The 14146-nt window shown below is 73.4% G+C and carries 11 protein-coding genes; 1 reads left to right on the top strand and 10 read right to left on the bottom strand.

Translation table 11 applies throughout. From position 1 onward, the window contains the following. Positions 1–57 precede the first annotated feature (57 nt). The 6 genes from carB to pyrR all read right to left on the bottom strand — a co-directional run bounded on the left by carB (position 58) and on the right by pyrR (position 8375). The gene (carB, locus tag WA788_RS11950; protein ID WP_335975897.1) at positions 58–3375 is read right to left on the bottom strand and encodes a carbamoyl-phosphate synthase large subunit; all 3318 of its coding nucleotides are present in this window, start codon (positions 3373–3375) and stop codon (positions 58–60) included. After that, positions 3368–4528 carry a glutamine-hydrolyzing carbamoyl-phosphate synthase small subunit gene (carA, locus tag WA788_RS11945; protein WP_335975892.1) on the bottom strand — a complete coding sequence of 387 codons (1161 nt, stop codon included), beginning with the start codon at positions 4526–4528 and terminating at the stop codon, positions 3368–3370. The genes carB and carA overlap by 8 nt, the downstream gene beginning before the upstream one ends. Beyond that, complete coding sequence (locus tag WA788_RS11940) at positions 4525–5154, bottom strand: PH-like domain-containing protein (RefSeq protein ID WP_335975888.1); 630 nt, start codon at positions 5152–5154, stop codon at positions 4525–4527. The genes carA and WA788_RS11940 overlap by 4 nt, the downstream gene beginning before the upstream one ends. Next, complete coding sequence (locus tag WA788_RS11935) at positions 5151–6446, bottom strand: dihydroorotase (protein WP_335975885.1); 1296 nt, start codon at positions 6444–6446, stop codon at positions 5151–5153. Before WA788_RS11935 ends, WA788_RS11940 begins: the two co-directional genes overlap by 4 nt. Positions 6447–6448: 2 nt before the next feature. Beyond that, entirely contained in the window at positions 6449–7495 is a 1047-nt protein-coding gene (locus WA788_RS11930; protein WP_335975882.1) for an aspartate carbamoyltransferase catalytic subunit, read from the bottom strand. Between the two features lie 244 nt (positions 7496–7739). Beyond that, the gene (pyrR, locus tag WA788_RS11925) at positions 7740–8375 is read right to left on the bottom strand and encodes a bifunctional pyr operon transcriptional regulator/uracil phosphoribosyltransferase PyrR (RefSeq protein WP_335975878.1); all 636 of its coding nucleotides are present in this window, start codon (positions 8373–8375) and stop codon (positions 7740–7742) included. Between the two features lie 187 nt (positions 8376–8562). Between pyrR and bldD the strand changes: the two genes are divergently transcribed. After that, positions 8563–9063: a transcriptional regulator BldD gene (gene bldD, locus WA788_RS11920; RefSeq protein ID WP_335975875.1), complete on the top strand. Its 501-nt coding sequence runs from the start codon at positions 8563–8565 to the stop codon at positions 9061–9063. 149 nt (positions 9064–9212) lie between these two features. Here the strand turns inward: bldD and fusA are convergent, their stop codons facing one another. From fusA to WA788_RS11900, 4 genes are all read right to left on the bottom strand, one after another. Further along, complete coding sequence (fusA, locus tag WA788_RS11915) at positions 9213–11369, bottom strand: elongation factor G (RefSeq protein ID WP_335975871.1); 2157 nt, start codon at positions 11367–11369, stop codon at positions 9213–9215. A 454-nt stretch (positions 11370–11823) separates the two neighbouring features. Continuing rightward, positions 11824–12249, bottom strand: a complete 426-nt coding sequence (nusB, locus tag WA788_RS11910) for a transcription antitermination factor NusB (protein WP_335975867.1) — start codon at positions 12247–12249, stop codon at positions 11824–11826. 2 nt (positions 12250–12251) lie between these two features. Next, positions 12252–12818: an elongation factor P gene (gene efp / locus WA788_RS11905; RefSeq protein WP_335975862.1), complete on the bottom strand. Its 567-nt coding sequence runs from the start codon at positions 12816–12818 to the stop codon at positions 12252–12254. A 69-nt stretch (positions 12819–12887) separates the two neighbouring features. Beyond that, a complete protein-coding gene (locus tag WA788_RS11900; RefSeq protein WP_335975856.1) occupies positions 12888–13991 on the bottom strand; it encodes an aminopeptidase P family protein in 1104 nt (367 codons plus the stop codon). Between the last annotated feature and the right edge of the window lie 155 nt (positions 13992–14146).

The following is a 14146-nucleotide window of genomic DNA, read 5'->3' as shown; positions in this document are numbered from 1 at the left end:
GTGCGGGGCGCCCCGAAGGCGCACAGGGGCGCCCGCCTACCGGGGCCGCGGCGCCGGCTACCGGGCCCGGGCCTGCTCCAGGGCCGCGGCGTGGTCCTGGAGGGACCGCACGCCGATGTCGCCGCGGGTGAGCGCGTCGATGCCCTGGACGGCCGCCGCCAGCGCCTGCACGGTGGTCAGGCACGGCACGCCGCGGGAGACCGCGGCGGTGCGGATGTCGTAGCCGTCCAGGCGGCCGCCGGTGCCGAAGGGGGTGTTGACGATGAGGTCGATCTCGCCCTCGTGGATGAGGGTGACCACGGTGGGCTCCCCGTCCGGTCCGGTGCCCTCGCTCTGCTTGCGCACCACGCGCGCCTCGATGCCGTTGCGGCGCAGCACCTCCGCGGTGCCGGAGGTGGCCAGCAGCTCGAAGCCGTGCTCGATCAGCGCCCGCGCCGGGAAGATCAGCGCCCGCTTGTCGCGGTTGGCGACGGAGACGAACGCGCGGCCCTTGGTGGGCAGCGCGCCGTAGGCGCCGGCCTGCGACTTGGCGTAGGCGGTGCCGAAGACCGCGTCGATGCCCATGACCTCACCGGTGGAGCGCATCTCCGGGCCGAGGATGGTGTCCACGCCGCGGCCGGCGGCGTCGCGGAAGCGGCTCCAGGGCAGCACCGCCTCCTTGACGGAGATCGGCGCGTCCAGCGGCAGGGTGCCGCCGTCGCCGGCGGCCGGCAGCAGTCCCTCGGCGCGCAGTTCGGCCACGGTCGCGCCCAGCGAGATCCGGGCGGCGGCCTTGGCCAGCGGCACGGCGGTGGCCTTGGAGGTGAAGGGCACGGTGCGCGAGGCGCGCGGGTTGGCCTCCAGGACGTAGAGGATGTCCCCGGCCAGCGCGAACTGGATGTTGATCAGCCCGCGCACGCCGACGCCCGCGGCGATCGCCTCGGTGGAGGCCCGCAGCCGCTTGATGTCATGGCTGCCCAGGGTGATCGGCGGCAGCGCGCACGCGGAGTCGCCGGAGTGGATGCCGGCCTCCTCGATGTGCTCCATGACGCCGCCGAGGTACAGCTCGTGGCCGTCGTAGAGCGCGTCGACGTCGATCTCGATGGCGTCGTCGAGGAAGCGGTCGACCAGCACCGGGCGGGTCGGGCTGATCTCGGTGGACTCGGCGATGTACGCGGCAAGCCGGGTCTCGTCGTAGACGATCTCCATGCCGCGGCCGCCGAGCACGTACGAGGGGCGGACCAGCACCGGGTAGCCGATCTCGTCGGCGATGGCCTTGGCGCCGGTGAAGGAGGTGGCGGTGCCGTGCTTGGGCGCGGGCAGGCCCGCCTCGGCGAGCACCCGGCCGAACGCGCCGCGGTCCTCGGCGAGGTGGATCGCCTCGGGCGAGGTGCCGACGACGGGCACGCCGTTGTCCTTCAGCGCCTGCGCCAGGCCGAGCGGGGTCTGCCCGCCGAGCTGCACGATGACGCCCGCGATCGGGCCGGCGACGCTCTCGGCGTGCACGATCTCCAGCACGTCCTCCAAGGTGAGCGGCTCGAAGTAGAGCCGGTCGGAGGTGTCGTAGTCGGTGGAGACGGTCTCGGGGTTGCAGTTGACCATCACGGTCTCGTACCCGGCGTCGTGCAGCGCGAAGGAGGCGTGCACGCAGGAGTAGTCGAACTCGATGCCCTGGCCGATCCGGTTGGGCCCGGAGCCGAGGATGATCACCGCCGGGCGGGTGCGCGGCGCGACCTCGGTCTCCTCGTCGTAGGAGGAGTAGAAGTACGGCGTGCGGGCGGCGAACTCGGCGGCGCAGGTGTCGACGGTCTTGTACACCGGGCGCAGGCCCAGGGTGTGCCGGACCTCCCGGACGACGTCCTCGCGCAGGTCGCGGATCGCGGCGATCTGCGCGTCGGAGAAGCCGTGCCGCTTGGCCTCGGCGAGCACCTGCGGGTCGAGCTGGTCGGCGGCGGCCAGCTCGTCGGCGATCTCCTTGACCAGGAAGAGCTGGTCGACGAACCACGGGTCGATCCGCGTGGCGTCGAAGACCTCCTGGGGGGTGGCGCCGGCCCGGATCGCGGTCATCACGGCGTTGATCCGGCCGTCGGTGGGCACGCCCGCGACCGCCAGCAGCTCGTCCTTGGCGGCCGGGTCGACCGGGGTGGCGAAGTCGAACTGCGAGCCCTTGCGCTCCAGCGAGCGCAGCGCCTTGTTGAGCGCCTCGGTGAAGTTCCGGCCGATCGCCATCGCCTCGCCCACCGACTTCATGGTGGTGGTCAGGCTGGCGTCGGCGGCCGGGAACTTCTCGAAGGCGAACCGCGGGACCTTCACCACCACGTAGTCCAGGGTGGGTTCGAAGGACGCCGGGGTCTGCTCGGTGATGTCGTTGGGGATCTCGTCGAGGGTGTAGCCGACGGCGAGGCGCGCGGCGATCTTCGCGATCGGGAAGCCGGTGGCCTTGGAGGCGAGCGCGGAGGAGCGGGAGACGCGGGGGTTCATCTCGATGACGATGACCCGGCCGTCCTCGGGGTTCACCGCGAACTGGATGTTGCAGCCGCCGGTGTCGACGCCGACCTCGCGGATCACCGCGATGCCGATGTCGCGCAGGATCTGGTACTCGCGGTCGGTGAGGGTCATCGCGGGCGCCACGGTGATCGAGTCGCCGGTGTGCACGCCCATCGGGTCGAAGTTCTCGATGGAGCAGACCACCACGACGTTGTCGTGCTTGTCGCGCATCAGCTCCAGCTCGTACTCCTTCCAGCCGAGGATGGACTCCTCCAGGAGCACCTCGGTGGTCGGCGAGAGCGTCAGGCCCTGGCCGGCGATGCGGCGCAGCTCGGCCTCGTCGTGGGCGAAGCCGGAGCCGGCGCCGCCCATGGTGAAGGAGGGCCGGACCACGACGGGGTAGCCGCCGAGGGTGTCCACGCCGGCGAGCACGTCGTCCATGGAGTGGCAGATCACCGAGCGGGCGGACTCGCCGTGCCCGATCTTCTGCCGTACCGCCTCCACGACGCCCTTGAACAGGTCGCGGTCCTCGCCCTTGTGGATGGCCTCGACGTTGGCGCCGATCAGCTCCACGCCGTGCTCGGCGAGCACGCCGCTCTCGTGCAGGGCGATCGCGGTGTTCAGCGCGGTCTGGCCGCCCAGGGTGGGCAGCAGCGCGTCGGGCCGCTCCTTGGCGATGATCTTCTCGACGTACTCCGGGGTGATCGGCTCGACGTAGGTGGCGTCGGCGATCTCCGGGTCGGTCATGATCGTGGCGGGGTTGGAGTTGACCAGGACGACCCGCAGGCCCTCGGCCTTCAGGACCCGGCACGCCTGGGTGCCGGAGTAGTCGAACTCGGCGGCCTGGCCGATGACGATCGGGCCGGAGCCGATGACCAGGACGGACTGGATATCGGTGCGCTTAGGCACGCTGGCCCTCCATCGAGACGGTGCTCATCAAAGCGGTGAAGCGGTCGAACAGGTAGGCGGCGTCGTGCGGGCCGGCGGCGGCCTCGGGGTGGTACTGGACGCTGAAGGCGGGCTTGTCGAGCAGCCGCAGCCCCTCCACGACGTTGTCGTTGAGGCAGACGTGGCTGACCTCGGCGCGCCCGTACGGGGTGTCGCTGACCTGGTCGAGGGGGGCGTCGACGGCGAAGCCGTGGTTGTGCGCGGTGACCTCGACCTTGCCGGTGGCGCGGTCCTGCACGGGCTGGTTGATGCCGCGGTGGCCGTACTTGAGCTTGTAGGTGCCGAAGCCCAGGGCGCGGCCGAGGAGCTGGTTGCCGAAGCAGATGCCGAACAGCGGGGTGCCGCGCTCCAGGACCGCCTTGATGACGGTGAGGTCGGCGGTGGCGGGGTCGCCGGGGCCGTTGGACAGGAACACCCCGTCGGGGTTGGTCGCGTAGACCTCCTCGACGGTGGCGGTGGCCGGCAGCACGTGCACCTCGACGCCGCGCTCGGCCAGGCGGTGCGGGGTCATGCCCTTGATGCCCAGGTCGAGGGCGGCGACGGTGAAGCGCTTGGTGCCGATCGCGGGGACGACGTAGGACTCGGCGGTGGCGACCTCGGCGGACAGGTCCGCGCCGGTCATCTGGGGGGCCTGGCGGACCCGGTCCACCAGGGCGGGGTCGTCGGCCGGGCCGGTCTGGAGCGCGGGGCCGGAGAAGATGCCGACCCGCATGGCGCCGCGCTCGCGCAGGTGGCGGGTGAGGGCGCGGGTGTCGATGCCGCTGATGCCGACCACGCCCTGCGCGGACAGCTCGTCGTCCAGGGAGCGCCGGGAGCGCCAGTTGGACGGGACGCGGGCGGGGTCGCGCACCACGTAGCCGGCGACCCAGATCCGGCGGGACTCGGGGTCCTCGTCGTTGACGCCGGTGTTGCCCACGTGCGGGGCGGTCATGACGACGACCTGGCGGTGATAGGACGGGTCGGTCAGGGTCTCCTGGTAGCCGGTCATCCCGGTGGAGAACACGGCCTCGCCGAAGGTCTCCCCCACGGCCCCGTAGGCGCGGCCGCGGAAGATGCGGCCGTCCTCCAGTACGAGTACGGCGGGCGCGGTGGCCGCCCGGGTGGAGGTCGTCATCGTGCGCCTTCCTTTTCGGTGGTCGTTGCCACGGCTTCGGTGGTGAATGTCACGGCCCGGTCGCCGCTCAGCTCGGTGATCGCCTGGGCCCAGGCCGGGTGGTCCGCGGCGTGCTCGGCGCGGAAGCCGGAGTCGATCAGGGTGCCGCCGTGCTCCCAGGTGACGACCAGCAGGCCGCCTTCGGGCAGCACCTTCCCCGCGATGGCCTGGTCCAGCCGGGCGCCGCGCAGGGCGGCAGCCGGCACCAGGAAGCCGGGGGCACCGGTGCGCTCGACCAGCAGGCCGCGCGCGGTCAGGGTGAGACGGGCCCTGCTGCGTACGCCCAGACCGTGCGCGACGATCCGGTCCAGCCACTGCCCGGCGGTGGTCGAGCCGTGGTAGCGGCCGTCGGCGACCAGCAGCGGTGCGCCCAGTTCGGCGGCCTCGGCGGGGGCGGGCGGCAACTCGGGCAGGCCGCCTTGCAGGGTGCGGCGCCACTGCCAGCCCTGCCGCATCAGCCAGTAGACCAGGCCGATCACCAGGGCCAGGCCGACGATCCAGCCGAGCCGGTCGGTCCAGTGGGTGACCTTCGCGGAGTGCTTGCCGCCCTCGGCGGCGGTGGCCGCCAGCGCTGTCAGAGTCGTCACGTGAGCTTCCCGTCCATGACCGTCGCACGGCCCCGCAGGAAGGTCGCGATGACCCGGCCGGGCAGCTCGCGCCCCGCGTAGGGGGTGTTGCGGCTGCGGGAGGCGAAGTCCGCGGGGTTGACGGTTCCACGGTATGCGGGATCGAGCAGCACCAGGTTGGCGGGCTCGCCGGGGGCGATCGGCCGGCCGTGTCCTTCGAGCCGTCCGATGGCCGCGGGCCGGGCCGACATGCGGTCGGCGACGCCGGCCCAGTCCAGCAGCCCGGTGTCGACCATGGTGTGCTGCACCACCGACAGCGCGGTCTCCAGGCCGACCATGCCCATGGCGGCCGCGGACCACTCGCAGTCCTTGTCCTCGTGCGGGTGCGGGGCGTGGTCGGTGGCGACGCAGTCGATGGTGCCGTCGGCGAGCGCCTCGCGCAGCGCCAGCACGTCGGCCTCGGTGCGCAGCGGCGGGTTGACCTTGTAGACGGGGTCGTAGCTGCGCACCAGTTCGTCGGTGAGCAGCAGGTGGTGCGGGGTGACCTCGGCGGTGACGTCCCAGCCCTTGGACTTCGCCCAGCGGACGATCTCGACCGAGCCGGCCGTGGACAGGTGGCAGATGTGCACGCGGGAGCCGACGTGCGCGGCGAGCAGCACGTCCCGGGCGATGATCGACTCCTCGGCGACCGCGGGCCAGCCGGTCAGGCCGAGCTCGCCGGAGACGGTGCCCTCGTTCATCTGGGCGCCCTCGGTCAGCCGCGGCTCCTGGGCGTGCTGGGCGACGACGCCGTCGAACGCCTTCACGTACTCCAGCGCGCGGCGCATGATCACCGCGTCGTCCACGCACTTGCCGTCGTCGGAGAAGACCCGCACCCCGGCGGCGGAGTCGGCCATCGCGCCCAGCTCGGCGAGCTGCTTGCCGGCCAGGCCCACGGTGACGGCGCCGACCGGCTGCACGTCGCAGTACCCGGACTCCTTGCCGAGCCGCCAGACCTGCTCCACGACGCCCGCGGTGTCGGCGACGGGGAAGGTGTTGGCCATGGCGTGTACGGCCGTGTAGCCGCCGACGGCCGCGGCGCGGGTGCCGGTCAGCACCGTCTCGGAGTCCTCGCGGCCGGGTTCGCGCAGGTGGGTGTGGAGGTCGACCAGGCCGGGCAGCAGGATGCGGCCGGTGCCGTCGACGACATCGACGACGTCGGCGCCCTCCCCGGACAGGCCGGCGCCGACCGCCTCGACCTTCTCGCCGTCGATCAGGACGTCCTGGGTCTCGCCGCCGAGCAGCCGTGCACCGCGGATCAGGATCTTGCTCATCGTCACTTGCTCTCCTCGGTACGGGCGGCTTCGGTGGCGGTGCCGGCCGCGCTGCTGACGGCGGGCCGGGCGGGCTCGGCGGGTGGGGCGGGCTCGGTACGGGCCGGGGCGATCGCCGGCTCCGAGCCGCCGAGCAGCAGGTAGAGCACGGCCATCCGGGTGCTGACGCCGTTGGCGACCTGCTCGACGGCGGTGCAGCGGGGCGAGTCGGCGACCTCGGCGGTGATCTCCATGCCGCGGTTCATCGGGCCGGGGTGCATGACGATCGCGTGCTCGGGCAGCGCCGCCATCCGCAGCCCGTCCAGGCCGTAGCGGCGGGCGTACTCGCGCTCGGTGGGGAAGAACGCGGCGTTCATCCGCTCGCGCTGGACCCGCAGCATCATCACCGCGTCGGACGTCGCGAGCACCGCGTCCAGGTCGTAGGAGACCGTGCAGGGCCAGGTCTCGACGCCGATCGGCAGCAGCGTCGGCGGCGCGACCAGGGTGACCTCGGCGCCCAGGGTGGTCAGCAGCTGCACGTTGGAGCGGGCGACCCGGCTGTGCAGCACGTCGCCGACGACGGTGATCCGGCGGCCGTCGAGGCCGCGGCCGACGCCCGAGAGGTGGCGGCGCATGGTCAGCGCGTCCAGCAGGGCCTGGGTGGGGTGCTCGTGGGTGCCGTCGCCGGCGTTGACCACGGAGGCGTTGATCCAGCCGGAGGTGGCCAGCCGGTGCGGGGCGCCGGAGAAGTGGTGGCGGATGACGACCGCGTCGGCGCCCATCGCCTCCAGGGTGAGCGCGGTGTCCTTCAGCGACTCGCCCTTGGAGACCGAGGAGCCCTTGGCGGAGAAGTTGATGACGTCGGCCGACAGCCGTTTCGCGGCGGCCTCGAAGGAGATGCGGGTGCGGGTCGAGTCCTCGAAGAAGAGGTTCACGACGGTGCGGCCGCGCAGGGTGGGCAGCTTCTTGATCGGCCGGTCGGCGACGCGGGCCATCTCCTCGGCGGTGTCCAGGACGAGGATGGCGTCGTCGCGGGTGAGGTCCGCGGCCGAGATCAGGTGGCGCTTCATGCAGGGGGCTCCGGGGGCTGGGTGGCCGGGCGGGCGGGTGCGGTGGGGGTTCGCACCCGGGCGCGGTCGGCCGGGCGTGCGGGCTCGGTCGATACGGGCAGGGGCGGGCGCGCGGGGCGGGGCGCGGCGTGCGGTCCGGCGGCGCGGCCGGGGCGTGCCGCAGCCGGGTGCGGCGGTGCGCTGCGGGCTCCGGCGCGGGCGGCGCCGCAGGCGGGTGCGGGCGCGGGCCGCCGTGCGAAGGGCGCTAGCCGTCCGCGGTGTGGCCCGCGCGCGGGCCCGGGTCCTTCTGGCCGAGCAGCACGCTGTCGCGGCCGTCCTCCTCCGCGAGCAGCACCTTGACCGTCTCGCGCAGCGAGGTGGGCAGGTTCTTGCCGACGTAGTCCGCGCGGATCGGCAGCTCGCGGTGGCCGCGGTCGACCAGCACCGCGAGCTGGACCGCGCGCGGGCGGCCGATGTCGCCGAGCGCGTCGAGGGCGGCGCGGATGGTGCGGCCGGAGAAGAGCACGTCGTCGACGAGGACCACCAGGCGGCCGTCGACGCCGTCGCCGGGGATGTCGGTGCGGGCGAGCGCGCGCGGCGGGTGCAGCCGCAGGTCGTCGCGGTACATCGTGATGTCGAGCGAGCCGACGGCGGCGGCTCGGCCGGTGATCTCGGCGAGCTTGTCGGCGAGCCGGCGGGCGAGGAAGACCCCGCGGGTGGGGATGCCGAGGAGCACCACGTCGTCGGCGCCCTTGGCGCGTTCGACGATCTCGTGGGCGATGCGGGTGAGCACCCGGGCGATGTCCGGGGCTTCGAGCACGGGGCGGGCGGTGCCGGCACTTTCGGCTCTGGCGCTGCCGCCGGGTGCCGTGCTCGTGGTGGTGCTGCGGTCGTCGACCATGGGTCGGGGACCTCCTTCCCCGCCTCACGGGACGGGCCTTAAAGGACGTCTGGAAGTACGTCCCCCACCGTACCAGGCGACCGGGACGGCCCAGGTCAGGGCCCGGTCGGACGCTTTCCGCTTGACGAGCCCGGATTACGCTGCGTAACCTCACAGTGAGTCACCGAGTTTCCGTCCGGGGAGCCATATGTCCAGCGATTACGCCAAACAGCTCGGAGCAAAACTCCGTGCCATCCGCACGCAGCAGGGCCTGTCCCTGCACGGCGTCGAGGAGAAGTCCCAGGGCCGCTGGAAGGCCGTGGTCGTGGGGTCGTACGAGCGCGGCGACCGCGCCGTGACCGTGCAGCGCCTCGCCGAGCTCGCCGACTTCTACGGCGTCCCGGTGCAGGAGCTGCTGCCCGGGACCACGCCCGGCGGTGCCGCCGAGCCGCCGCCGAAGCTGGTGCTCGACCTGGAGCGGCTGTCCCAGGTCCCGCCGGAGAAGGCCGGCCCCCTCCAGCGCTACGCGGCCACCATCCAGAGCCAGCGCGGCGACTACAACGGCAAGGTGCTGTCGATCCGCCAGGACGACCTGCGCACCCTCGCGGTCATCTACGACCAGTCGCCCTCGGTGCTGACCGAGCAGCTGATCTCGTGGGGCGTCCTCGACGCGGACGCCCGCCGAGCGGTGCAGCACGAGGAGAGCTGACCGCTCAAGCGGCATCGCCGTTGCAGAAACGTCCCCGCGCCCGGCGCGGCGCCCCTCACGGGCCGCCGCGCCGGGCGCGGGCGTTTCCGGCGGCTCCGCCCGGGCGGCTGGGCCTTTCCCGGCCGGGCGGAGCCGCCGTGTACTGACCGTCAGCTCCCGGCACCCGCCGCGCCTGCCGGGGCCGGGGCGTACCCGGCGGGGCAGGTGGTGAAGGTGCCGCGGCCCCGGGTACGGCTGCGCAAGCGCGTCGCGTAGCCGAACAGCTCGGCCAGCGGCACCGCAGCGGTGACCACGGAGGTGCCCGCGCGGGCGGTGGAGCCGGTGACCCGGCCGCGCCGGGCCGCGAAGTCGCCGAGCACACCGCCGACCGCGTCGTCCGGCACGGTCACCGTGACCTCGACCAGCGGCTCCAGCACCACCGCCGCCGAGGCCCGCAGCGCCGCCCGCAGCGCGAAGCGGCCCGCGGCACGGAAGGCCGTCTCGGAGGAGTCCTTGGGATGGGTCGCCCCGTCGGTGAGCGTGACCCGCACCCCCGTGACCGGGTGCCCGCCGACCGGGCCCTCGGCGAGCGCGTCGCGGCAGCCGTCTTCCACCGCGCGCACGTACTCCCGCGGCACCCGCCCGCCGACCACCGTCGAGACGAACACGAACCCCTCCTGCGTACCGTCCTGCTCTCCTTCCCCCTGCCCGGCGGCGGGCCGCAGCGGCTCGACGTCGAGCACGACATGGGCGAACTGCCCGGCGCCGCCGTCCTGTTTGACGTGCCGGTACACCACACCGGTCACCCCGCGGACGACCGTCTCCCGGTAGGCGACCTGCGGCCGGCCGACCGCGACCTCCAGCCCCTGGGCGCGGCGGATCTTCTCCACCGCCACCTCCAGGTGGAGTTCGCCCCTCCCCGACAGCACGGTCTGCCCGCTCTCCGGGTCGGTCCGCACCACCAGTGACGGGTCCTCCTCGACCAGCCGGGCCAGCGCCACCGCCAGCCGCCCGGTGTCGCCGCTGCGGCATGCCTCGACCGCGACGGACACCACCGGCTCGGCCGCCGAGGGCGGTTCGAGCACCAGCGGGGCCGCCGGCGCGCACAGTGTCGCCCCGGCGCGCGCGGCCTTCACGCCGACGACGGCCACGATGTCGCCGGCCACCGCCTGCTCCGACTCGGTGTGCCGGTCGGCCCGCACCCGCAGGATGCGCCCGACCCGCTCGGTGCGTCCGGCGCCCGCGTCCAGCACCGTGTCCCCCTTCCGCAGCGTGCCCGAGTAGACCCGGAGGAACGTCAGCCGCCCGGTGGCGGTCGAGTTCACCTTGAACACCAGTCCCGCGAACGGCGCTTCGGGGTCGGCCGGGCGCTCCTCGGCGCCCTCCGGCCCGGCCGCGCTCCCCCGCCCGGCGGACGTGCCGCGCACCGGCGGTACGTCCAGCGGCGAGGGCAGGTAGGCCACGGCCGCGTCGAGCAGCGGCTCGATCCCGCGGTTGCGGTACGCCGAGCCGCACAGCACCACCACGGCCCCGCCCCCGCGGGTGAGGTCGCGCAGGGCCGCGGCGAGCGTCCCGTCCCGCAGCGCGGTGTGCGCGCAGAACTCCTCCAGCGCTTCCGGGTGCAGCTCCGCGACGGCCTCCTCCAGCAGCCGGCGCCGCCGCCGGGCCTCCACCAGCAGCCCGTCCGGTACCGCGCCCACGGCCATCCGTCCGGCGTCGTCCCAGGTCAGCGCGTTCATCGCGACCAGGTCCACCACGCCGGTGAAGCCGTCCTCGCGTCCGATCGGCAGCTGTACGGCCAGCGGTACCGGGTGCAGCCGCTGCCGGATCGACGCCACGGCCGCGTCCAGGTCGGCGCCGGCCCGGTCGAGCTTGTTGACGAACGCGATCCTCGGCACGCCGTGCCGGTCGGCCTGCCGCCACACCGACTCGCTCTGCGGCTCCACTCCGGCGACCGCGTCGAACACCGCGATCGCGCCGTCGAGCACCCGCAGGGAGCGTTCGACCTCGTCGGCGAAGTCGACGTGCCCGGGGGTGTCGATCAGGTTGATGCGGTGGCCGGCCCAGTCGCAACTGGCCGCGGCGGCGAAGATGGTGATGCCGCGGTCGCGTTCCTGCGGGTCGAAGTCGGTGACGGTGGTGCCGTCGTGCACCTCGCCGCGCCTATGGGTGGCGCCGGTCAGGAAGAGGAACCGCTCGGTGACGGTGGTCTTCCCGGCGTCGACATGGGCGAGGATGCCGAGGTTGCGTACGGCGGCGAGGGGGCCGGCGGGGCGGGGAAGAGGCGTACGCGGAACGGGGGTACGGAGAAGCGGGGTGCTGCGCATGGCCGTCGGGCCTTTCGGGACGGGTCCTGAACAGGGCAGCGCGATGCGCGGACGGCACGGCCGGGCCGGGTGGTGCCGGGGGTGGTGCGGACGTCGGGTGTACGGACGTCAGGCCGTCGTCGCGGACTTCCGGTGCCGGGCGCGCAGCGGGCACCGGGCGGAGGTGGACAGAAGCAGCACCTCGTGGCCGGCCTGGGGAACAGTGGCAGCAGTGCGGTGGCGCACGGCCTGCTCCCCTCTCGCGTCTCCAACGGCTCCTGGCGCGACCGACTGTAGGGCAGCGGTCGCGCCGACCGCACCGGGTTTTCCGGGCGCGGGAGACGCCGGCGCCCCTCAGGGGTGCCGTCCTCAGGTGGCGGACGGCACCCCGAGGGGCGTCGGGGAGCGGTGCGGGCGGCCCACCACCGGCAGGTGGTCCCGGAGCCGGCGGAAAGCACGGCCCCGGCGGGTCCGGTTACCGCTTCAGGGTGGGCTTCAGCTCCATCAGCCGGCCCAGCAGGCCGTTGACGAACGACGGCGACTCGTCCGTGGAGAACTCCTTCGCGAGCTGCACCGCCTCGTCGAGGACGACCGCGTCGGGCACGTCGTCCTCCCAGATCAGCTCGTAGGTGCCGAGCCGCAGCACGTTGCGGTCCACGGTCGGCATCCGGTCCAGCGTCCAGCCGACGGCGTACCCGGCGATCAGCTCGTCGATCCGCTCGGCGTGCGCGGTGTAGCCCTCGACGAGCTGCATCGTGTACGCGGTGACCGGCGGCTGCCGGTCGTCGGTCCGGGCGAGCCGAATCCAGTCCGCCATCACGACCGTGGGAGTCGCGCCCCGCTGCTCGGCCTCGAAGAGGATCTGGAACGCGCGCTTGCGGGCCTTGTTGCGGGCAGCCACGGTTAGCTGTTCACCCGGCCGAGGTAGTCGCCGGTGCGGGTGTCGACCTTGACCTTCTCACCGGTGGTGATGAAGAGCGGCACCGCGATCTCGTAGCCGGTCTCCAGGCGGGCGGGCTTGGAGCCGCCGGTGGAGCGGTCGCCCTGCACACCGGGCTCGGTGTAGTCGATGACCAGCTCGACCGAGGCGGGCAGCTCGACGTAGAGCGCGGAGCCCTCGTACATCGCCACGACCGCGTCGAAGCCCTCGAGCAGGTAGTTCGCGGCGTCGCCGACCACCTCGGGGCTCACGATGATCTGGTCGTACGTCTCGGTGTCCATGAAGACGAAGTCGGCGCCGTCCTTGTAGGAGAACTGCATACCGCGCTTGTCGACGTTGGCCGTCTCGACCTTGAGGCCGGCGTTGAAGGTCTTGTCGACGACCTTGCCGGAGAGCACGTGCTTCAGCTTGGTGCGCACGAAGGCGGGGCCCTTGCCGGGCTTGACGTGCTGGAACTCGACTACGGTCCAGAGCTGGCCGCCCTCGAGCTTGAGCACGAGGCCGTTCTTGAGGTCGTTCGTGGTGGCCACGGTTGCGGAATCTCCTGAAAGTGCTGCTTCGGGACCGAGGACGTGCCGCCCGGCCCGACCACGGGGTGGTCACAGCGCGAGGAGTTCCTTGGTCGTGATGGTGAGTAGCTCGGGTCCGCCGTCCGCCGTGGGGCGTACGACGAGTGTGTCGCCGATGCGGACACCGCCGCGGCCCGGAAGGTGGACTCCCGGTTCGACGGTGACCGGCACGCAAGCGTCCAGTTTACCCACGGCCGCGGGTGACAACTGAGGGTCCTCGTCGATTTCCAGGCCGACACCGTGTCCGGTCCATGCCGCAAGGCCCTCCTCGTGGCCCGCCGCGCGCAGCGGATCACGGGTGGCGCGGTCCACGTCGCGGCAGGCCACACCGGGTGCGAGCACCTCGCGGCCGGCCCGCTGGGCGGCGAACACCAGGTCGTACAGCTCGATCTGCCAGGAGGCGGGGGCGCTGCCGATCACGAAGGTGCGGCTCACCTCGCAGCGGTAGCCGTGGTAGCACGCGCCGAGTCGTACGGTGAGGAAGTCGCCCTCCTCCACGCGGCGGTCGGTCGGGACGTGGCGGGCCGCCCCGGAGTGCGGGCCGGTGCCGATGCACGTGGCGAAGGCCGGGCCGTCGGCGCCGTGGTCGACGAGGCGGCGCTCCAGCTCCAGCGCGAGGTGCCGTTCGGTGCGGCCGACCAGGATCGACTCCAGCAGTTCGCCCAGGGCCTGGTCGGTGATCTCCGCGGCGATGCGCAGGCTGGCGATCTCGTGCTCGTCCTTGATCAGGCGGAGCTGTTCGACGGCGCCGCCCAGGTCGGTGAGGTGCACCTGCGGCGCCACGGAGCGCAGGGCGCGGTGGCGGGTGACGGTGAGGTGGTGCTCCTCCACGGCGAGGCCGTCGGCGTGCTGCTGGCGGGCGAGGTCCGCGGCCGCGACGGCGGCGTCCGCCTCCGGCGAGGGGAGCACGACGTTGCGCAGATCGTCCGTGGGCTGCGTGGTGTCGTCCGGTGGGGGGCGCAGGTGGACGAGGGTGTCGTCGGCGCCCGGGCCGACCAGGAGGGCCGCGCCGGGCGGGGCGCAGCCGGTCAGGTACCGCACGTTCGCGGGCAGCGTCACCAGCGCGGCGGCCGCGTCTGCCGCGGCGCAGCGCTCCCGCAGTCGTGCTCTGCGTACCGTATGCACCTCCGCCATGTCGCGAGCCTACGACGCGGTTCGCGGCTTGGCCTCCCCACGAGTCCCTCCGGGGGTAACAGGACCCCCCGCCCAGCCCCACCCCTCCCCCCGGGACCTTCTCTTGGGGGGACGGTCCCCGGCCCCCGCCGCGGGGGTTTCTGCTTGGCCGCCGG

This window comes from Streptomyces sp. CA2R106 (assembly GCF_037034245.1).
GTDB lineage: Bacteria > Actinomycetota > Actinomycetes > Streptomycetales > Streptomycetaceae > Actinacidiphila.
Note: the sequence above shows the minus strand (reverse complement) of the source record. Positions and strands in the feature narration are given on the sequence as shown.